20 protein-coding genes are annotated in these 19,697 nt (G+C 34.7%); 14 read left to right on the top strand and 6 right to left on the bottom strand.

Annotated features, from left to right (window positions below):
* Positions 1–164 precede the first annotated feature (164 nt).
* Both CLV73_RS05705 and CLV73_RS05710 read left to right on the top strand, forming a co-directional pair.
* Positions 165–1,835: an APC family permease gene (locus CLV73_RS05705; RefSeq protein ID WP_100375888.1), complete on the top strand. Its 1,671-nt coding sequence runs from the start codon at positions 165–167 to the stop codon at positions 1,833–1,835.
* Positions 1,836–1,950: 115 nt separating this feature from the next.
* Entirely contained in the window at positions 1,951–2,292 is a 342-nt protein-coding gene (locus tag CLV73_RS05710) for a DUF962 domain-containing protein (RefSeq protein WP_100375889.1), read from the top strand.
* On the opposite strand, the gene CLV73_RS05715 is transcribed toward CLV73_RS05710, so the two are convergent.
* A complete protein-coding gene (locus CLV73_RS05715; protein ID WP_100375890.1) occupies positions 2,289–2,744 on the bottom strand; it encodes a lipocalin-like domain-containing protein in 456 nt (151 codons plus the stop codon). The two genes, CLV73_RS05710 and CLV73_RS05715, sit on opposite strands and share 4 nt — an antisense overlap.
* A gap of 202 nt (positions 2,745–2,946) precedes the next feature.
* Between CLV73_RS05715 and CLV73_RS05720 the strand changes: the two genes are divergently transcribed.
* The gene (locus tag CLV73_RS05720) at positions 2,947–3,285 is read left to right on the top strand and encodes a DUF4377 domain-containing protein (RefSeq protein WP_228424249.1); all 339 of its coding nucleotides are present in this window, start codon (positions 2,947–2,949) and stop codon (positions 3,283–3,285) included.
* 33 nt (positions 3,286–3,318) lie between these two features.
* Here CLV73_RS05720 and CLV73_RS05725 read toward each other — a convergent pair whose 3' ends face one another.
* Positions 3,319–4,269: an SPFH domain-containing protein gene (locus CLV73_RS05725; RefSeq protein ID WP_100375892.1), complete on the bottom strand. Its 951-nt coding sequence runs from the start codon at positions 4,267–4,269 to the stop codon at positions 3,319–3,321.
* 206 nt (positions 4,270–4,475) lie between these two features.
* Here CLV73_RS05725 and CLV73_RS05730 point away from each other — a divergent pair, with 206 nt between their 5' ends.
* The 6 genes from CLV73_RS05730 to CLV73_RS05755 all read left to right on the top strand — a co-directional run bounded on the left by CLV73_RS05730 (position 4,476) and on the right by CLV73_RS05755 (position 8,398).
* Positions 4,476–5,048 carry a Crp/Fnr family transcriptional regulator gene (locus CLV73_RS05730; protein WP_100375893.1) on the top strand — a complete coding sequence of 191 codons (573 nt, stop codon included), beginning with the start codon at positions 4,476–4,478 and terminating at the stop codon, positions 5,046–5,048.
* A 295-nt stretch (positions 5,049–5,343) separates the two neighbouring features.
* A complete protein-coding gene (locus tag CLV73_RS05735; RefSeq protein ID WP_100375894.1) occupies positions 5,344–5,877 on the top strand; it encodes a YceI family protein in 534 nt (177 codons plus the stop codon).
* Between the two features lie 23 nt (positions 5,878–5,900).
* Positions 5,901–6,122 carry a tautomerase family protein gene (locus tag CLV73_RS05740; RefSeq protein ID WP_100375895.1) on the top strand — a complete coding sequence of 74 codons (222 nt, stop codon included), beginning with the start codon at positions 5,901–5,903 and terminating at the stop codon, positions 6,120–6,122.
* Positions 6,123–6,128: 6 nt separating this feature from the next.
* Positions 6,129–6,860, top strand: a complete 732-nt coding sequence (locus CLV73_RS05745) for an SDR family NAD(P)-dependent oxidoreductase (protein ID WP_100375896.1) — start codon at positions 6,129–6,131, stop codon at positions 6,858–6,860.
* A gap of 74 nt (positions 6,861–6,934) precedes the next feature.
* On the top strand, positions 6,935–7,315 hold the full coding sequence (locus CLV73_RS05750; RefSeq protein ID WP_228424251.1) for a nuclear transport factor 2 family protein: 381 nt from the start codon (positions 6,935–6,937) through the stop codon (positions 7,313–7,315).
* A 9-nt stretch (positions 7,316–7,324) separates the two neighbouring features.
* Positions 7,325–8,398 carry an NAD(P)H-dependent flavin oxidoreductase gene (locus CLV73_RS05755; protein ID WP_100375898.1) on the top strand — a complete coding sequence of 358 codons (1,074 nt, stop codon included), beginning with the start codon at positions 7,325–7,327 and terminating at the stop codon, positions 8,396–8,398.
* Between the two features lie 274 nt (positions 8,399–8,672).
* Here the strand turns inward: CLV73_RS05755 and CLV73_RS05760 are convergent, their stop codons facing one another.
* On the bottom strand, positions 8,673–10,028 hold the full coding sequence (locus CLV73_RS05760; RefSeq protein WP_100376999.1) for a deoxyguanosinetriphosphate triphosphohydrolase: 1,356 nt from the start codon (positions 10,026–10,028) through the stop codon (positions 8,673–8,675).
* A gap of 72 nt (positions 10,029–10,100) precedes the next feature.
* On the opposite strand from CLV73_RS05760, the gene CLV73_RS05765 reads away from it, so the two are divergent.
* The gene (locus tag CLV73_RS05765) at positions 10,101–10,835 is read left to right on the top strand and encodes a DNA-formamidopyrimidine glycosylase family protein (RefSeq protein WP_100375899.1); all 735 of its coding nucleotides are present in this window, start codon (positions 10,101–10,103) and stop codon (positions 10,833–10,835) included.
* On the opposite strand, the gene CLV73_RS05770 is transcribed toward CLV73_RS05765, so the two are convergent.
* Entirely contained in the window at positions 10,832–11,554 is a 723-nt protein-coding gene (locus tag CLV73_RS05770) for a LytR/AlgR family response regulator transcription factor (protein WP_100375900.1), read from the bottom strand. The genes CLV73_RS05765 and CLV73_RS05770 overlap by 4 nt on opposite strands.
* The gene (locus CLV73_RS05775; RefSeq protein WP_100375901.1) at positions 11,551–12,621 is read right to left on the bottom strand and encodes a sensor histidine kinase; all 1,071 of its coding nucleotides are present in this window, start codon (positions 12,619–12,621) and stop codon (positions 11,551–11,553) included. The genes CLV73_RS05770 and CLV73_RS05775 overlap by 4 nt, the downstream gene beginning before the upstream one ends.
* Positions 12,622–12,815: 194 nt before the next feature.
* Between CLV73_RS05775 and CLV73_RS05780 the strand changes: the two genes are divergently transcribed.
* The 4 genes from CLV73_RS05780 (at position 12,816) to CLV73_RS05795 (ending at position 16,379) form a co-directional block, all read left to right on the top strand.
* Positions 12,816–13,244, top strand: coding sequence for a hypothetical protein (locus tag CLV73_RS05780; protein ID WP_100375902.1), 429 nt, complete (start codon positions 12,816–12,818; stop codon positions 13,242–13,244).
* 2 nt (positions 13,245–13,246) lie between these two features.
* Complete coding sequence (locus CLV73_RS05785) at positions 13,247–14,212, top strand: hypothetical protein (protein ID WP_100375903.1); 966 nt, start codon at positions 13,247–13,249, stop codon at positions 14,210–14,212.
* A gap of 757 nt (positions 14,213–14,969) precedes the next feature.
* Entirely contained in the window at positions 14,970–15,686 is a 717-nt protein-coding gene (locus CLV73_RS05790; RefSeq protein WP_100377000.1) for an AAA family ATPase, read from the top strand.
* Positions 15,687–15,758: 72 nt separating this feature from the next.
* The gene (locus tag CLV73_RS05795) at positions 15,759–16,379 is read left to right on the top strand and encodes a hypothetical protein (protein ID WP_100375904.1); all 621 of its coding nucleotides are present in this window, start codon (positions 15,759–15,761) and stop codon (positions 16,377–16,379) included.
* A gap of 169 nt (positions 16,380–16,548) precedes the next feature.
* Here the strand turns inward: CLV73_RS05795 and CLV73_RS05800 are convergent, their stop codons facing one another.
* Positions 16,549–19,545: a LamG-like jellyroll fold domain-containing protein gene (locus tag CLV73_RS05800; protein WP_100375905.1), complete on the bottom strand. Its 2,997-nt coding sequence runs from the start codon at positions 19,543–19,545 to the stop codon at positions 16,549–16,551.
* Positions 19,546–19,697: the final 152 nt, after the last annotated feature.

Consider the following 19,697-nt stretch of genomic DNA (forward strand, 5'->3'; position numbering starts at 1 on the left):
CCACTGGAAGTAAAATGGTACAACGACAGCTATATAGAAATCCCTTTTTATAAAGAGTAAAGCCTTTTGTTTAAGCATTTTTGTCCAAATCTTCTTAACAACTGTTAACATCAAAATAAAAAATCATTACATTTGCTTTTTTTCAAATCAAATATAGTTATTGAATGAGTCAACTTTTTAGAAGGAAAATCTATTCAGAATCAGATACATCGACGAACCTTTTAAGGGTTTTGGGTGTTTGGGACATTGTATTTTTCGGTATTGCGGCCATTATCGGCGCAGGAAGCTTCAGCAGTTTGGGAGAAGCTGTTTTCAGAGGAGGTCCCGGTGTTATTTTACTATATTTGATTTGCGGCTTTGCCTGTGGTTTCACTGCACTTTGCTATGCAGAATTTGCAAGCAGAATTCCCACTGCAGGCTCTGCTTATACCTATGCTTATGCGAGTTTCGGAGAATTAATAGCCTGGATTATCGGTTGGGCTTTGATTATGGAATATTCTTTCGGTAATATATATGTAGCTTTTTCCTGGTCAGATTATTTTACAAGCTTTTTAGAGCGTTTGGGAATGCATATTCCGGATTACCTGACTTGCAGTTATACCGAAGCTAAAAAAGCCATCATGAATGGTTCTGAGAACAAAGAACTCCTTAATGCCTGGAAGACCGCCCCTTTATTAGGAAGCTTAAAATTCATCGTTGATGTTCCCGCTTTGGTTATTAACGGATTGATTACCTGGCTATGCTATGTTGGAGTAAAAGAAAGCAAGAACTTCAACAACTCTTTGGTAATCTTAAAATTAGCAGTAATTGTGCTGGTCATTTTAGTGGGTTATTCTTACATCAATACCGAGAACTGGACTCCAATAAGCCCTGCAACAGGAGCCCCTTCTTTCATGCCAAACGGGTTTGTAGGAGTGATGAGCGCGGTTTCCGGAGTATTCTTTGCCTATATTGGTTTTGACGCATTAAGTGTGCTTTCCGAAGAGACTAAGGATCCTCAGAAAACACTTCCAAAAGGAATGATCATTTCTTTGGTTTTGTGTACATTCATCTATATTGCTTTAACATTAGTATTGACAGGAATGGTGGATTATAAGAAGTTTGATGGTGTGGGAGATCCTCTTTCATTTATCTTTGAAAAAGGAAATGCCAATGTTGCATGGATGGAACTTACCGTTTCATTTATTGCTATTGTTGCAATTACCACCGTACTTTTGGTTTTCCAGATGGGACAGCCGAGAATCTGGTATGCCATGAGTCGTGACGGATTAATGCCTCAGAAATTTCAGGAGGTACATCCCAAATACAAAACCCCTGCTTTTGCAACGATTGTAACGGGTATTGTAGTGGGTATCCCTATCTTATTCACAGATAAAACATTCATTTTAGACTTTACAAGTATCGGAACTATTTTCGCGTTTGTATTGGTATGTGCGGGAGTGTTAATGCTTCCGGCAAAAGAAAAGATAAAAGGAAGATTTCATTTACCTTATATTAATGGAAAAATCATTTTCCCTGTTATTTTCATCGGAGGATTAATTGCTTTTTATCAATGGCAGCCGGAATTTTTTCAAAACTTAATGGATTGGAAAGATCCTAAAGAAGGTGAATTCAGGGCTTCGATTTTCTTTTTTATTTTGATTAATCTAGCTCTTTGCATCTGGACTTTCGTTAAAAATCTATCTTTAATTCCATTAATCGGATTGAGTTCCTGTCTCTATCTTTTAACAGGGATGAGTCACGAAAACTGGTTCTGGTTTGGATTATGGTTTGCCATCGGATTAGTTATTTATTTCTTCTACGGATACAAAAACAGTAAATTAGGTAAGGCCTAATTTCTCAAAAACATAAAAACAAAAAAAAGCAAAGTTGTACCTACAGCTTTGCTTTTATTTTATCCTTATTAAAAATGGCGAACTTATTGCTACTTTTTCCACAAAGATCAACGCCATGTCAGAAAGAATTAAAACCTTCAAAGAATTTTATCAGTTCTATCTTACCGAACACAGTAAAACCGGAACCCGGATTTTTCATTTTATAGGAACTCTTCTCGTATTTGTAGTGATCGGCTATGTTATCAGTTCCGGAAAAGAAAGATTCCTTTGGTATGTTCCTATTTTCGGATATGGGTTTGCCTGGTTCAGCCATGCCGTAATTGAAAGAAATAAACCGGCTACCTTTAAATATCCGTTGTGGTCGCTGATTTCAGATTTCAGATTATTTTTTGAGCTTTTGATAGGTAAGCAAAAGTTTAAAGAAATGAAGCCTAAAGAAAATAATTACCAAATTTAATAGGCAACTTCCAGAATATCATAATGATTGGTATTCAGTATCTTTTCCAACATCGCATCTTTATCTTTAACCGGCTCGGGAATATAACTTGAAAAAGTTATTGTTTTATCTTTATTTAAAGTTACCACCACTTCTTCAAGAATATTCTTATCATGCGCATAAAACTGAATTCTGTTATCAACTATTCTCCAAAAAGAAAGTCTGGGTTCTGATATAATACAGTTTCCGGTCTCTCCTTCTACATAATTATAAATCGCAAAACCATCCTCTCGTATGGAATAGTTCCTCATTAAACGACATTGATTAAAAGCTTTCACAACTTTCTTCTTTCCTTCATAGAAACCAGATTCTTTCAGCTTCCAAAACCCTATAACATCTTCTTTTTTCAGTTTCTGCGCATTTAACAAACCACCACAGACTAAAATAAAGACTGAAGAAAGTAATATTCTCATCCTGTTTTATTTTTTATTTACGTATGAACATTCATTTTTTACAGATCTGTTCCAGAATGCATACCAATTACTTATTATATTTATTGCCCAAAATAAACGATTAAAAAAATGTAAAGCAATAGAAAAACTGCGACAATTGATGAAAAGTACTTCGGCATGGTAATTGTGAGCTATGATGTCAAAATCAAGTATTATGAAAAGTATGGCGACAATTTTAAAAGGAACAGTAACTGCATTGGCATTATTTACAATGACGCAATGTACAACTACTTCCGGAGCATCCGCAGCTGATGAAAAAACCTTCATCGTAGGACCACAAACTGCAGATTGTACAGGAGTAGCCCCTATGAAATGCTTACAGGTAAAAGAAAAGCCAACCGATAACTGGAGTAATTTTTACACGAATATTGAAGGGTTTACTTATGAGCCAGGATATGAATATGTAATAAAGGTAAAAACTGAAAAGGTAGAAAATGTTCCTGCAGATGCATCTTCCATTAAATATACTTTGATTAAACAGATTTCAAAAACGAAAAAATAAATAAAAACCTCCGAAAGTTTCGGAGGTTTTTTATTACTTATTAGGTCTGTTATGATCGTGATCTTTCTGAGGTGGCGGATAGTTCCCTTTGCTGACCTCTCCTATTGTATTCGCAGTAGTCATGGCAGCAACAAGATCATTAAGCATTCCGCTTGCAGCGGTTGGTGAATTCGGTAATAATACCAGATTACTTCTGTTATTTGCCCCCACTGAATGTAAAGTATCATAATGCTGGGTAACGACAATTAAAGCAGATGCTTCGTGTGAATTGATATCTACATTATTCAGCATTCTTACCGATTCCTCAAGACCTTTGGCAATCTCTCTTCTCTGATCTGCAATCCCTTGTCCCTGTAACTTTTTAGATTCAGCTTCAGCTTTTGCAACGGCTACAATCCTGATTCTCTGTGCTTCAGATTCGTATTCTGCCGCCGTTTTTTCCCTTTCAGCCGCATTGATTCTGTTCATCGCATGTTTTACCTGTTCATCCGGATCGATATCTGTTACCAAGGCTTTGATAATATCATATCCGTAGCTGTTCATCGCTTCCTGAAGCTCTCCTTTTACAGCAATAGCCACATCGTCTTTTCTCACGAACACATCATCCAGCTTTAACTTAGGAACTTCAGCTCTTACCACATCAAAAACAAAAGAGGTAATCTGGTTTTCAGGATTTTCTAAACGGTAATACGCATCACTTACCTGAGTTCGAATCACTTGATATTGTACCGAAACTTTCATTTTAATGAAAACATTATCCAGCGTTTTTGTATCAATAATTACATCGAGCTGTTGAATACGCAAATTCAGCCTTTTGGCAATCTGATCGATAATCGGAAGCTTAAGATGTAACCCTGAATGCTTTACGGCTCGGAATTTCCCAAAACGCTCAATAATCGCTGCGGTTTCCTGCTTTACGACAAAAAACGAAGCGAACAAAATAATTAATCCGAAAAAAATAACGGGTGCTAAAAAAAGACTCATAGTGTTTTAATTTTATTAATATGTCGCAATAGAATGTGTTGTGTTTCATTAAATATAATAAAAATTATCGAGGTAAGGAAGTAAGGGCTAAAAGCTTGATAAGATTAAAGCTAAACAAATAAATTTCGTCATTAAAGGAACTTCCGTCATTCACCTTCTTACTTCCAGCCAATTATTATTAATTTTGATTTATAAAATTCTCCGTTATGGTTGATGCTAAAGAAATACTAAAAGGGCATATTTCAAAATTCACCTCTCTTTCTGATGAGCAGTTTAATTATGTTTTCGGACATTTTAATCTGATTCATCTCAAGAAAGGGCAAAGTCTGATCTCCGAAGGCGATTTTGTAGATCATGAATATTTCGTTTTAGACGGCTGTCTGAAAGCATTTTACCTGAACGATACTATGAAGATGTTTATCCTTCAATTTGCTATGCCGACTTGGTGGGTAACTGATTTTGATGCTCTATACAGTAAAAATAGAGCAACAATCAATGTTGATTGCATCACAAACTCCAGTATTTTATCAATTTCTAATGAAGACCGTGAAAAGATCTGCAATGAAATTCATGAAGTTGAACATTTTTTCAGATGGCGAACCAATAAAGGTTATGTTGCCACTCAAAAGCGTCTTCTTTCTTTGATGAATAACGATGCTAAATTCAGGTATGAAGAGCTTTTAGCACTCTATCCACAATTATATAATCTGGTACCGAAACATTTGATTGCAGCTTATTTAGGAGTAACACGAGAAACTTTGAGTAGATTACATCAATAATTTACTACCACATTGTAGATTAGAGACACTTTAACGCTATGTCCGCTTAGGAATTCTTCAGCAAGTGATATCAAAACAACTATCCTTAACTGAGTGAAACGCCTTTGCGAAAGTATTTATAGCATTTTCTTAATAATCATTGCGTCTTTGCGTTAAAAATATGTACGCTTTAATTTCAAATCAGGCTAATATCCCTAAAATTCAGACTCAACTTTCCCATATTTCGTGATGTACCTCACATAACTTTTTCTTCGAATCGACTGACCTTTGTCCTATAATTTAAAACCAATTAAAAATGGACACAAAAATTTTCAAAGTAAACAGCGAAAAAAGTTTAGTTGAATGGATCGGAAGAAAAGTAACCGGAGCCCACAACGGAACCATTGAAGTGAAAGAAGGAAATTTAACTTTTGAAAACGAAAATCTTCTAACAGGAAAATTTGTAATTAATACAAAATCAATTACAATTATTGATGTGGAGGACGCAGAAACCAACGCACAATTTGCAAGTCATTTGGCTTCTGATGACTTCTTTAATTCAGATCAATATCCTGAAGCAACTTTTGAAATCACTCACACAGAACCAGGCGACAACAATCTTTATTACGTAAAAGGAGATCTTACGATTAAAGGAATTACACATTCTATTGATACAGCTTTACAGATTGTAAGAACGGATAACGTCGCTGTTTTAGATGCTAAAATTGTCATTGACAGAACAAAGTTCAACATCAAATTCAGATCAGCCAATTTCTTCGCCAATCTTGGTGACACGTTGATCTACAATAATTTCGATTTGAATATCCACCTGGTTGCAGAAACAATTTAACCAACAATTTAAAATTTAACATCATGCCATTCATCACAATAGATGTTTTACGCGAAGATATTAACCGCGAAACAAAAAAAGAATTAATCAGAAAAATAAGTGAAGTTGTCACTACAGTTTTAAATAAAGATCCTCACTTAACACACATTATCATCAATGAAATCGAGGACGATAATTGGGGATACGACGGAGAACAGGTTTCCGTATTGAAAGAACAAGGATTTTCAACAGCACCCAAAAATTAATTTAAAATGAAAAAACAAACAGTAATCGTAACAGGAGCATCATCAGGAATTGGTTTGGAAGTTGCCCGGTATTTCTTAGAAAGGGGCGATAATGTGGTGATTAATTCACAAACAGCATCCAAATTAAAAGATATTTACAACGAATTGGGAGCGGGAGAAAATCTGGCAATGGTTGCAGGAGATGTTTCAAAAAAATCAACGGGAGAAGCTTTGGCAAAAATTGCTCTTGAAAAATTCGGCTCAATTGATGTTCTCATAAATAACGCAGGAATCTACGATAATAAGCCGTTTTTAGACGTAACGGAAGAATATTTGGATCAATTTTTAACAACTAATTTAAAAGGAACATTCTTCACAACACAGGCGATTCTTCCGCAAATGATCAAGCAAAAAGATGGAGTGGTTATCAATGTCGGAACACCGCTTGTTGATCACGCGATTGCACAATCTCCGTCCACTGCACCGATTTCGAGCAAAGGAGCAATCCACGCTTTGACGTTGCAATTGGCTGCAGAATTTGGGAAAGATAATATCAGAGTAAATACCGTTGCACCGGGTTTAATCCGAACTCCGATGCACGATGAAAGTATCGATAACAATGCGGGAATTCACTTAATCAACCGCATTGGAGAACCGGAAGAAGTGGCACAAATGATCCACTCGATTGCTAAGAATTCGTTTATTTCAGGCGCTATCATTAATGTAGACGGAGGAATGGGTGCAGGTCATAGTTTATAAAGATGAAAGTTTTAATGGTAATGGCATGGCTGTTTATGGTACCGATAAACAGCTATGCTCAAAAAATAAATGTCATGAAAACATACAAAACAGAAGAAGCGACCATAAAAAATGCGATTGAACAATTGTATTTGAAAGGAATTTATGAAGGAAATACTGAACTTTTAAAGGAAATTTTCCATAAAGATGCTTTGCTTTTCGGAGATATCAAAGGGGTACCCTATTACAAAACCGCTATACAATATATTGAAGGAGTTGGAAGTAGGGTAAGTCCGGAAAAATCGGGAAAAGATTTTAAGCCAACCATCATCTCGATTGATGTGATAAATACAATTGCTACAGCCAAATTAAATGTAAAAATGTATGATTTCAATTACTATAATTTTATAACTTTTCATAAAATTGATGGTAAATGGCTCATTGTCAATAAAACATTAACCGATGTAGAACCTTAATCAAAAATCATGTGGAATAAAAACAGAATAACAAATTTACTCGGTATAGATTATCCAATTTTTCAGGGACCTTTCGGAGGTGGGCTATCATCCGTTGAATTAACAACAACCGTTAGTAAACTCGGCGGACTGGGAGGTTACGGAGCTTATACATTGTCTCCTCAGGAAATTTATGACGCGGATCAGCAGATAAAATCCATCACGGATAAACCTTATAATCTGAATCTCTGGGTAAATGATCACGATATTATCAATCAGGAGCACACTGAAAATCAATATCAAAAAGCGGTTGAAATTTTTAAGCCTTATTATGACAGGCTGAACATTGAAGTTCCACCACTTCCACCTTCTTTTGAATCAAGATTTCAAAACCAGTTGCAGGTCGTTTTTGATATTAAACCTAAAGTTTTCAGCTTTATGTTCGGACTTTTGGATCAGGATATTATTGAAAGATTAAAAAGCCAGGGAACAATCGTGGTCGGAAATGCAACGACAGTCGATGAAGCGATTGCTTTAGAAAATATTGGCGTAGATGTCATTGTAGCTTCAGGTTTCGAAAGTGGCGGTCACAGACCTTCATTTTTGGAAAAAGCCGAACTTTCAACAATGGGAACTTTTACTTTAATTCAATTGATTAAAGATAAGATTAAAACTCCGCTTGTAGCCGCAGGAGGAATTGCCAACGGTCGTGGAATCGCAGCAGCAATGACTTTGGGAGCAGAAGCCGTGCAAATCGGAACTGCATTTTTAGCAACAGAAGAATCCGGAGCATTACCGTTTCATAAAGAATTTTTGTTCTCGGAAGCATCAAAATACACTACCCTTTCCAGAGCTTACACCGGAAGATTGGGACGCGGAATTACTACAGAAATTACAAGAGAATTGCTAACAGCAACCGATCAAATATTGCCTTTTCCTTTGCAGACAACTTTTATTGCACCGATGAGAAAAGCAGCATTGGAACAGAAAAAACACGAATTGGTTTTCTTCTGGTCTGGGCAGATTGCACCGATTTTAAAACATAAAAGAGCCTCAACATTAATGAAATCTTTAATAGAAGAAGCGAACGAACTGATGGGGTGATTAGGTAGTATTAGAAAATACGACGGAAAGATTCATGTTGAGATTCCTGCGGAATGACAAATGCTCTCAATATTTTCTAATACTTAAATGATTGCCTTCCACAATAGCCCCGATTGAGCGGAGTGTTTAAGCTCTTTTCAAGTTTCGGCGGCGGCTTTGCCGCCGCCGAAACTTGAAAAAGCGAGTAGCGAAAGCGGGAAAAAGCTTCAAATAAAAAGTTCAAGTCTTCAAACATTAAAAATTTCCCACATCCATCTTCCAACTTCAAACCATATTAAACTGTCATTCCAATATCAATTCCTTTAATTTTTCTGTATAAATCGGTAGCATAATTGTCGGTCATTCCGGAAACGAAGTCAATCACCCCAAGAACTTTCTGGTAATCGGTGCCGTCTTGATAAACAAACTGCTTAGGAAGAAGTTTTAACGCTTTTTTATCGTAAGATTTTCTTTCATCCTCATGTTTTAGAATAGAAGGAATAAAATGATCCAGCAATTCATACATTACATTGTAACCTGCATTTTCTATTTCTACCACAGCTTTATGATTATAAATTTTTTCAATCGAAAAGCTTTCAATATCCTGCAAAGCTTTATTTTCAGACTTATAAATGTCAAGAAGCCCGTGATCTAAATTCCCCTCCAGAATAGTCTCAAAATTGCTTTTATAAAGTTGAATCGATTTATTAATTAAAGCATTAATAACTTTTGCTCTTAAATAAGAAATCTGCTCGTTTTCATTCCCTATAGAGTTCAGTTTTTGCTCTACCCTGTTCACATCATCAGTTTCAGATTTCACCAATTCAAAGAAAAGGTTTTTGCAGTCTGCTGTTGAAACAATACCCAATCGGTGGGCATCTTCCATATCAATAATATTATAGCAAATATCATCGGCAGCTTCCACCAGCCATACAAAGGGATGTCTTTTAAAAATATAAGGATCTTCGCTTTCTGAGATTAAATGGGTACCTTTTGCAATCTCCAAAAAAATATCTTTTTCATTTTGAAAGAATCCGAATTTCTTTCTATGGATAATTCCTTTCTTTTTAGCAATGGCTTCACACGGATATTTTGCAATACTTGCCAGCGTTGAAAAAGTCAGCTGAATTCCTCCTTCATCTTTTCCTTGCTGCTGATGCGCCAAAACCCTGATCGCATTGGCGTTTCCTTCAAAATTCACCAGATCTGCCCATTCTTTTTCATTGAATTTAGACTTCAGATCATTTTCATTTCGTTCAAAATAACTTGCAATAGCATCTTCTCCGGAATGTCCGAAAGCCGGATTACCCACATCATGACAAAGACAGGCTGCAGCAATTACATTTCCTAAATTATGCAGGTAAAAACTTTTAGCATCTTCCGTTAAATCGTTTTTGAAATCATTATAAATAAATTCTCCAATGATACTCCCCAAACTTCTTCCCACCGATGAAACTTCAAGAGAATGCGTTAAACGGTTATGCACAAAGACACTACCCGGAAGCGGAAAAACCTGGGTTTTATTTTGCAGTCTTCTGAAAGCCGAAGAGAATATAATTCGGTCAAAATCTCTCTGAAAATCTGTTCTTGAAGCCTTTGTATGAGGATTGTTTCCTGTACGTTGATTGGTGAAAATCTGGTTTAAATTCATCATTTTTCAAAATTACTCCAAATTTTATTTTTATGGAATAGTATTTGAATTTTTATTGAAAACCGAGTTCTTATGCCTGAAGGTCCTTCCATCCTATTAATGAAAGAAAGCCTGCAAAAATTTGTAGGTGAAAAAGTTGTGGAATCTCAGGGAAATGCAAAATTTGACAAAGAAATTCTTGAAAATAATGTTTTGAAAGAAATACGGACTTTCGGGAAACAGACTTATCTTATTTTCAGTAAAGTCGCAGTCAGAATTCACTTGCTCATGTTTGGCTCCTACAGTGTGGATGAACAGACGAAACCCGATAAAAACCTCCGGTTATCATTAGTTTTTAAAAAAGGAGCAATCTATTTTTACAGCTGCAGTGTAAAGCTTGTAGATTCAGAGTTCTTATCTAAAATTGATTGGGAAGCTGATGTGATGAGCGACCAATGGAATCCGGAAAAAGCAAAGCAAAAGCTGCTCGCCAATCCGAAAATGATGGCTTGTGATGCACTCATGAACCAGGATATTTTCTCCGGCGTCGGAAATATAATTAAAAACGAAGTTTTATTCAGAATAGGAGTACAACCTGAAAGTTTGTTGGGAAATCTACCTTCTGAAAAACTGGAAGATTTAATTACAGAAGCCCGAAACTACAGCTTTGATTTTCTAAAATGGAAACGGGATTTTGTTCTGAAAAAACACTGGCTTGTCCACACAAAATCAGTCTGTCCTAAATGCGGCGAAAAATTGGTCAAAAAACAAACCGGCTTGGGAAAACGCAGAAGTTTTTATTGCATTAATGACCAGAAATTATATTAATCAATATTCAAAGAACCTCCTGAATATTTTGTAAAAAATTCCGATCTGTACACCTCTCCCAAAGGAACATCTGCATCACCGATGTAGATGTTATGGTTATCAAATGATTCAATATAGTCAATATTAACCACAAAAGATTTGCTTACCCGAAGGAAAATATTCTGCGGAACTTTTTGGTGGATTGTTTTCAGATTCATTGCTGTGATCAGCTTTTGAGTCCGGGTATGAATGACCACATAATCTTTCAATCCTTCTATAAATCTGATGTCTGAAAAATATATTTTATAATATTTCCTATCTGCTTTAATGAATAAAAAATCGGCTGTGTTAGATTCTATCGTGTTTTTTACGGTTTTGGATGAAAGCAGTTCCTTGTAAAGTACAGCTTTTTCAACTGCTTTTTTAAGCCTTTGTTTTTCAATGGGTTTCAACAGATAATCTACTGCATCCAGTTCATAACTTTTCAATGCATATTGCGAATAGGCTGTTGTAAAAATCACTAATGTATTTTCCGGAAGCGTTTCTGCGAATTCCAATCCTGAAATCAGTGGCATTTCAATATCAAGAAAAATCAAATCTGTCTCTGAAGTTTTTAAAAATTCGATTGCAACAGGTGCATTTGAAAAACTTCCCAGAACTTCCAGCTGAGAAACTTCATTGATTAAGGATTTCATTTCCACTCTTGCCAAAGGTTCGTCATCAACAATTATACAATTCATAAAGGGATAATTAAGGTTACAATATATTCTTTATGGGTTGAAGTAATGTTTAATTCATGGGTATTCTGGTAAAGTAATTCTAATCTTCGCTTAATATTGACTAAACCTAAACCACCGTATTTATTCTCAAAAGCAGAAAAATCTGAGTTTTTTGAATTGATACAGGTAAAATGAAGCTTGTTTTCTTCCATTTTGATTTCAATGTTAATATAATTTTCTTCCCTGTTGAGACTCACACTATGTTTTACAGCGTTTTCCACAAATGTTGTAAACAAGTTAGGTGGAATAAAAATGCTGTTCAATATTCGTTTATCCATGTCAATATGAATATCTACAGACAGATCTTCTCTTCTTATTTTTTCAAGATTTATAAAATTGGAAAGAAAATCAATTTCTGAAGTAAGCAATGTTTTTTCCTCATCATTTTCATACAGCTGATACCTCAGAAATTCTGAAAGCTTCATGATCACAGCCGTTGCTTTTCCAGGATCTGTTCTGATCAACGCTTTAACGTTGTTCAACATATTAAATAGGAAATGAGGATTGATCTGATTCCGCAACTCATTCAATTCCATTCTTAATGTAAGATCATTAAGCTCTGTGATTCGTTGACTGTCTTTAATCCACTTCTGTAAAAGTTTAACCGTTGTTGTAGTCAAAATAATAGGAATACACATTAAAACTCCTTCATAAATTCCTCCTTTCTCACGAGGTAAATTAATCACACGATATTCTGAAAAAAACCGGTCGAAACAATATCCAATGCCATTTAAAGCTAAAACACCAAGTGCAACCAATAAAATAAAATAGGTTACATAACGGGTTTTAAAAAAAAATAAAGGAACCAGTACATATATATTAATATAGACCATCCCAATCAGTATACTATATACAAAAAACAAAATATAATACTTAGAATCTTCCGAGTACCAATTCCAAAACCTTGCATTGTAGATCAGCAGAAAAAAGAAAATCAGAAACAAAAGATGTCTCAAAAACCTAAATCGGTTTTCAAGCAGAAAATCCATGACAAGGGTTTCTTTAAAGTTCTGAGAAGAATATTTCATGTCTTACTTATAGCTTAATAACTTAACAAAAATAGGTAATAACGTAAGTTTCACTTAAAATATTATACCAACTCCCTATTTTATTATACCAATTTTAAAGTTCAGGATTTCGTATAAAATAACGGGCAATTTGTATAAAAAATAACTTTTCAAAACCCATTCTCCATTCCTTTGCTCCGTAAAATTTTCAAATTATGGAACTGACCACTTTTCAGGAACTGACAGAAGAAATCGCCACAAAATGTTTTTATATGACCGATTGTGAACAGGAGGAAAAAGTAATACAGCTTATTGACCTCCATCACTTTATTGAGTGTTATCATTCTAACTTTAAAATCCTTGAATACATCAATCATCCTGTCAATATTATAGAAGAGCATGGAATAAAAAAAGGAATTTTATTTTACGATATAAAACATCCAACTCCGTTAGATTTTAATCTTTTTGAAGCATTTAAAAGACAAAATCACCTCAAAGAAATGTGGTTTGTATTTGTAGAAGAAGATGCTATTGTTCACTCTGAAAAATATTTCAGGTTCATTATTGAAAACTGTATTGAAATTTTTTATGACAAAATTTTCCTTTTCAATTTCTTCCAATCTACCATTAAAGAACTAAAATAATTATGAAAATACTCAGAAAAGCAATTCTGCCATTTACTATCCTTCCTTTAAAACATGTATATGCTCAAAAGAGAGACAGTATTCCTTTAAAAGTGAGAGCATTTGTAGCCGACAAATTTCCGCAAACAAGAGATTTTAACCTTGAGTTTACTCAGACTACACCTTATAAATTTTCTTCTGCGCTACAAGGAAACGATTTACCGGAAAATAAAATGAAAGAATTTTATCAGGTAAAAGCAAATGCCAATATCTATTTTATTAAAAGTAAAAGCTGGTTATTAAGTACTTCCTTAAACTATCGCTATACTTCGATGGATATGGAAAATTCAATTTTAAATTATCCTCAAAAAAAAGATTTTCATTACCATTCGGAAGGAATTAATGCAAGTTATTATTCTAAACTCTTTAATAAAATCGCCGTATACTCCGCTTCAGTTTCAGTCGACGGAAGTGATCAGCATTTTGAAAGAATTCGTGGGGTTGTAACAGGAACTCTAATTTTAAAAGTCAATCAGAAAACAAAAATGACAGTAGGAATTGCTGCTTTCATCGATCCTAGCTCACAAGTTCCGGCTCTTCCTATTTTTACTTATGAGCATAAATTTGAGAACGGCTGGATTGCAGATATTCTTTTACCTAAAAAAGTCCTGATCAGAAAAAATATGTTTTCCAATGGAAGAATTTCTTTTGGAACTGAAATGGATAATACTTCTTTTTACCACTACTTATCAGGAAAAACCTATGAATACAGACAGGTGGAAGTTAATTCAGGAGCTATATATGAACATAATTTAGGCGGAAATTTTATCGGCACTTTAAAAACTGGAATCAGAGCGACACCTAATGCAAGAGTTTTCGAAAAGCAGGAATCTTTTAAAGATTATATTTTTGAAGCCAAATACAAAACTTCATTCTATTTCAATATCGGTGTATCTTATAATCCTTTTGGAAAGCCCAGAACTAAATAAACAGTTTCCTATTCAATAGTATAACTTGTTGATATTTAATCTTTAGTCTACCCATTTCGGTAGACTTTTTTATTTTATTAAAACTTTATCATCCTATCATTTTTTGAAACGTAAGTAGCAAAATAAATTCATCATCGAGTGATAAAAATTATTATCCTCTACATAATATTACCAACTGTTAACATTGCGAATCTCCAAACAACCAATATCAAAATATTAATAATTTCACATTTTTTTGAGAATAATATAATTAAAAACAATATTAAAAACATAAAAAACGTGCTATAAAACGAATCTAAAAATCATCAAAAGACACTGAAAATTAACATAAAATACTGATAAACATCATTATAATTTAATTTATATTCCCATATAATTGCCGTAATATTGCAAATGTAAAATTGATAATAAAAAGTCAAATAATTAAAAATAAAACAAATGGTAACTTACATCGGAATTGCAACATGTTTAATAGTATTCTCATCTTACTTCATGACTGTTAGAAAAGAAGGGAATTAATTAAATCTTATATAAGAATAGATATCTTATAAAGCAGATTTACTAATTGTATTGTTATATGTTTTCAATCTGACAAAGATTGTTCGCTCTTTTACTCAACAGAGTAAAAGGGCAAAAAAAACATAATGTAAGAAAAATTCAACACAACAAATTTTAATTTTTATAATAGCCGATAGGGTCGAACTTCATGTTCGGCTTTTTTGTTTTATATGCTTTATCTTTGCACAAATCTTATGCAATGAACCTGTACAACCTTATTATTCAAGATAAAGAAGAAGTAACCCTGGATGATGTTTTTCTTGATTCTCAAAACAGGGAGCAGATTGTACAGCTTATCAAAGAAAATACTTATTCTAAAGAATTACAGGAATACGGACTCCCTGTGAACAATAAAGTTCTTTTGGAAGGAAATTCCGGCTGCGGAAAGACCATGACGGCAAAAGCAGTTGCTAATGCTTTGGGGAAAAGTATTCTTATTCTTAATTTAAGCAATATTGTTTCTTCCAGAATCGGAGAAACTTCACAGAATATTAAAATGATCTTTGATAAAGCTGCCCGCGAAAGATCAGTTCTTTTTCTTGATGAGCTTGATCAGATAGGAAAAGCAAGAGGAAGCGATGACAAAGATGTCGGAGAAATGAGACGGCTGGTGAACACACTGATCCAGCTGATCGATTATTATCCCGAAAACGCGCTTTTACTATGTGCTACCAACCATCCTGAGATTATTGACACTGCTTTGATCAGACGTTTTCAGCTGAAAATCAACTACACAATGCCTTCAAATGATTTTCTGGATCAGTTTTATGATGTTTTATTATCAAAATTTCCGGAAGATGTAAGAACACTTGAACGTAAATACGGGATTTCTTTTGCAGAAGCGAAGGACTATACTTTTACGGTAGTTAAAGGGAACTTGATAAAAAAACTAGAGAATGTACATATTAAAATATAACGACTATTACAAATAAAAATACTGAAACTTAACTAAAAATTAAGTAAATCAATAAAAATAGAATTTTAAGAAATGAGAAAAATATTATTAATCTTTATTATATTTATTAGCTTCCCTAATTTAATTTATGGACAGAAAAAATTTGAAAATAAAGAGTTTGGATTTGTAATTCAAGAACCTAAAAACTGGTTTGAATCAAATAATGAATTTTTATTGAAAAATCTTGAAAAATTTAAAATTACAGATGAGAATTTATCTAAATTACTTTCGAATAAAAAGGGTTCAATCTTGTTAGCCTCATTTCACAAATATAATCCAAAAACTCATAATGGACTAATTCCAACAATTCAAGTAAATGTAAGACTAAAAGGACAGGGCAATTTTGACCAATTTAAAAATTCATTAACAGAAAGTGTAAAAGGTTTTAAAAAATATTTTCAAGATTTTGAACTTATAAATGAAGTATCCGAGGTCAAAATATCAGGAATAAAATCAATTTTTTTTGTTGGCAAATTTACAATGAAAACTCAAAATGGGCAAGAAATGAAAGTACGCAGTCGTACTTACGCAATCCCATATAAAAACTATTTCTTTCAAATAAATTTTACAGATAATCAAACTAGTGATGATTGTAGTAAAGAGTTTGATGAATTGGTAAATACAATTAACATTGGAGAAAAGCCCCATAATTAAAAAGTTATCAATATCCCCAATAAATTAAAGTAAATTAAGTATTAACTAATTCAGGTAAATGTAAAATTTTCCTGCTTTGTAAAATTTGACTCTAAATAAAAATCCCTCTCATCACTGAAAGGGATTCATCGCAAAATTTGTATAATATGAATAATTAACTTTATTTATTTCATTTCACAACAACTTTAAAATTGCTGTTCAGATTTTCTCCTGAAACATTCAATATATAATTTCCGAACGCTTTTATATAAGAAATATTGAGATTAAAAACTCCGTCTTTACCGGATTTTATTTTTTCTTTAATCACCACTTTTCCTGTCATATCAATTAAGGTAGCTGTAAGATCTGATCTTTTATATTCAGGAAGATTAATGAAAATCTGATCTTTTACAGGGTTCGGATAGACAGTTCCTACATTTTTACTGATGCTGAATTCGTCATTTTGCAACACATTTTGATTATACAAAGCGGTTATTTCAGACGGGGATAATGCATAATTGTACATTTTAAGCTCATCAAATGCACCTTTGTAAGGAGCCGGAGCATTGGCGGTCGACAAAAATTCCAGTTCTCCGATGTTTCCGATGATAAAATCACTTGTTTCACCAATACCTGTGACTGCTGTTTCATCTCCTTCAGCTGATAAAACACCATTGGTATAAATTCTCATTTTATGGGCTGCAATATCTCTCATGATCACAACATGCACCCAATTTCCTGTAAAATAATTGGCAATGGGTGATGTAATTTCTTTTTTCGTGATATCATCATCGATTGCATATCGCAGCTGACCTCCTTTTATCTCTACGTTAAAACGTTTTCCTGTAGCACCAGTTGTTGTATTTTTAGTAAATGATCCTTTACATAATACATAAAGACTTGTTGAAGAGGACGATGGGATCATGGTTGTCGGAGCCTTCATCCAGAAAGAAACGGTAAAAGAATTATTATTAAAGAAAATCTGATCCTGATGAGGAATGCTCGCTATATAGGTATTAGGAGCAGTCGCCAGATCAAGAGCAAAGTTTTCTTTTCCCGGAACCCTTACATTAGAATTATCATAAGCCACATTTAATGTTCCGTGATTCGCGTAATTTGAAATATCTGTAATCTGTTCTCCGGATAAAGGCGCTTCTGAAAACGGCCAGTTTCCTACAAGACTTGGTGTTAACGCTCGGAAACTCCACACATCTCCAGTTACGGACCCAAGAGCATTGGAAGCATCTATTCTCCAGTAATAATCTGTTCCCGTATTTAAGTTCGTTAATTGATATGATGGAGTCGCACTATAAGCTACAGTACCGATGTTACTTAAGCTTTGGGGATTTGTTCCAAAATAAACAGAATACGTAGTAGTATTAGAACTTCCATTCCATTTTAAAAGAAGATTGCCACTACTAAGTTCTACATAATTATTGCCATTTGTCGGGTTTGGACTGGTTGGTTTTGTCGGTGCTGAAGGAACTGGCGGGGTCGTTACAGATGCACTTGAAGTATACACAGAAGATTCCGTAGCATTGATCGCTTTCACTCTGTAATAATATTGTGTATTGGGTGTTAAACCTGATTCGTTATAACTTACCGTATTGGCAGGAAGCGTTGCAATCACTGTAAAATTAGTTCCGTCATTTGAACGCTCCAAAACATAATTGGTTTCATTAGTCGCATTGTCACTCCAGTTTACCGTTAAAGAACTTGAAGCCGGAGTGCCTGCTGTAACGGCATTGGTAAAATTCAGATTTGTCGGCGGAATAATAAAGTCAGGTGCAGGTGTATTATGTAAGCCGTTAATATATACCTCAATATTCAGGTAAGGAGCATGGGTTGTACTTACTGCCAAAGCATCAAAAACATTCGGGTTCAACCCGTTCACAATTTCCCATGCATCCGGCATTCCGTCATTATCCGTATCTAAAGGAGCCGGAGCACCATACACATGTCCTGCTCCACCATTAGTGAAACCAAATTGAGTGGTTAAATCCGTTTGCACATACACATAAGTCGCCGTTGTCCCTTTTGACATCAGATCCGAAATCATCAGCTGATCTACCTGGTCACGTCTGGGATAAGATGCTCCAGCGCCTGCGATAATATTATCATATGCAGTTTGGGCCGTTACCGTTGTATTTTTCATTGGATAATCGTACGGAGCGGTCTGTATTGCCGCCACATCTCCTACAGGATAGCCGGTTAAATTCTGAGGAACTAAAGTTCCGTCTAACACTCCGTTTCTGTTATTATCAAAATAATTTCCGGAGCCATATAAGTTGAAGTTGGCATTTCCAACGCTGAACGGCGTCGTAACCGTAGTGCTTGTATTAGGGCCTCCGATGAAATAATTGTTGATAATATTAGCATACGAAGGTCCTGCAGAGTCTCCTCCCATGATATAAGCTTCTCCGGATTGTGTATGCCCATAGATATTTCCGTAGTTACCCCAGTTGTAAACCACATTATTTACAAACTCGTTGATTCCTTTTATCTTATTGTTCCGGGTCTTATTACAGATATATAAATTTCCGATCAAACTTATTTTGCCACCAGGAGGAGGCTGCATCAATCCACCTGCTGAATGATTATGACGGTGCATTCCCTGTCCGATAATAGAATTCTGAATGGTTATGTTATCAGGACTTGTACCGTTTCCATCCCAGTTAACAGAAAAAACCTCATCCGTTCCCCATGTAAAGGTCATATGATCCAAAATGATATTGGCTCCATTAGCAATCCCTGATGCGTCCTGATTTTGAGCAGTTCCTCCATAGCGAAGCCGAAGATACCTTGCAATTGTATTATTGGCTCCGGTAAATGATACTCTTGGTCCCAGGAATACAATTCCTTCTCCGGGAGCTGTTTGTCCCGCAATCGTTGTATTAGCAGCCACAGCAACCACCGATTGTAAATTCACAATACCCCCGACTCTAAAGATTACAAACCGGCCGGGCTGACTTACCGCATCACGGAATGAACCGGGCCCACTGTCATTTAAATTAGTAACCAGATAAATTTGAGGATTTGCAGCACCTCTTGCTCCAGTAGTAAATCTACCAAAACCTGTGGCTTCCGGAAAAGCCAATGTCTGCGCATTCAGATCTAAAGTAGAAAATGTTAACCCGCAAAACAGTAAAGCTGTAAGAGTTTGCTTAGTGAGTAATGGTTTTTTCATAGGATTAATTTTGTGTTAACTAATCTAAACACAAACGTAAACACCGGCATCCTGTTGCATCCTGCTACAAACTATGTATCAATCAATTACAATTCAAATCATAATTTTAACACTGAGTAAAAAATACTTCAATACATTGAAATCATTTGATA

The sequence above is a fragment of the Chryseobacterium geocarposphaerae genome (assembly GCF_002797535.1).
Classification (GTDB): domain Bacteria; phylum Bacteroidota; class Bacteroidia; order Flavobacteriales; family Weeksellaceae; genus Chryseobacterium; species Chryseobacterium geocarposphaerae.

Bases quoted from the DNA above. Each gene is read 5' to 3' on its own strand.
- CLV73_RS05705 (WP_100375888.1), top strand. From the start codon at position 165: ATGAGTCAACTTTTTAGAAGGAAAATCTATTCAGAATCAGATACATCG.
- CLV73_RS05710 (WP_100375889.1), top strand. From the start codon at position 1,951: ATGTCAGAAAGAATTAAAACCTTCAAAGAATTTTATCAGTTCTATCTT.
- CLV73_RS05715 (WP_100375890.1), bottom strand. From the start codon at position 2,744: ATGAGAATATTACTTTCTTCAGTCTTTATTTTAGTCTGTGGTGGTTTG.
- CLV73_RS05720 (WP_228424249.1), top strand. From the start codon at position 2,947: ATGGCGACAATTTTAAAAGGAACAGTAACTGCATTGGCATTATTTACA.
- CLV73_RS05725 (WP_100375892.1), bottom strand. From the start codon at position 4,269: ATGAGTCTTTTTTTAGCACCCGTTATTTTTTTCGGATTAATTATTTTG.
- CLV73_RS05730 (WP_100375893.1), top strand. From the start codon at position 4,476: ATGGTTGATGCTAAAGAAATACTAAAAGGGCATATTTCAAAATTCACC.
- CLV73_RS05735 (WP_100375894.1), top strand. From the start codon at position 5,344: ATGGACACAAAAATTTTCAAAGTAAACAGCGAAAAAAGTTTAGTTGAA.
- CLV73_RS05740 (WP_100375895.1), top strand. From the start codon at position 5,901: ATGCCATTCATCACAATAGATGTTTTACGCGAAGATATTAACCGCGAA.
- CLV73_RS05745 (WP_100375896.1), top strand. From the start codon at position 6,129: ATGAAAAAACAAACAGTAATCGTAACAGGAGCATCATCAGGAATTGGT.
- CLV73_RS05750 (WP_228424251.1), top strand. From the start codon at position 6,935: ATGAAAACATACAAAACAGAAGAAGCGACCATAAAAAATGCGATTGAA.
- CLV73_RS05755 (WP_100375898.1), top strand. From the start codon at position 7,325: ATGTGGAATAAAAACAGAATAACAAATTTACTCGGTATAGATTATCCA.
- CLV73_RS05760 (WP_100376999.1), bottom strand. From the start codon at position 10,028: ATGAATTTAAACCAGATTTTCACCAATCAACGTACAGGAAACAATCCT.
- CLV73_RS05765 (WP_100375899.1), top strand. From the start codon at position 10,101: ATGCCTGAAGGTCCTTCCATCCTATTAATGAAAGAAAGCCTGCAAAAA.
- CLV73_RS05770 (WP_100375900.1), bottom strand. From the start codon at position 11,554: ATGAATTGTATAATTGTTGATGACGAACCTTTGGCAAGAGTGGAAATG.
- CLV73_RS05775 (WP_100375901.1), bottom strand. From the start codon at position 12,621: ATGAAATATTCTTCTCAGAACTTTAAAGAAACCCTTGTCATGGATTTT.
- CLV73_RS05780 (WP_100375902.1), top strand. From the start codon at position 12,816: ATGGAACTGACCACTTTTCAGGAACTGACAGAAGAAATCGCCACAAAA.
- CLV73_RS05785 (WP_100375903.1), top strand. From the start codon at position 13,247: ATGAAAATACTCAGAAAAGCAATTCTGCCATTTACTATCCTTCCTTTA.
- CLV73_RS05790 (WP_100377000.1), top strand. From the start codon at position 14,970: ATGAACCTGTACAACCTTATTATTCAAGATAAAGAAGAAGTAACCCTG.
- CLV73_RS05795 (WP_100375904.1), top strand. From the start codon at position 15,759: ATGAGAAAAATATTATTAATCTTTATTATATTTATTAGCTTCCCTAAT.
- CLV73_RS05800 (WP_100375905.1), bottom strand. From the start codon at position 19,545: ATGAAAAAACCATTACTCACTAAGCAAACTCTTACAGCTTTACTGTTT.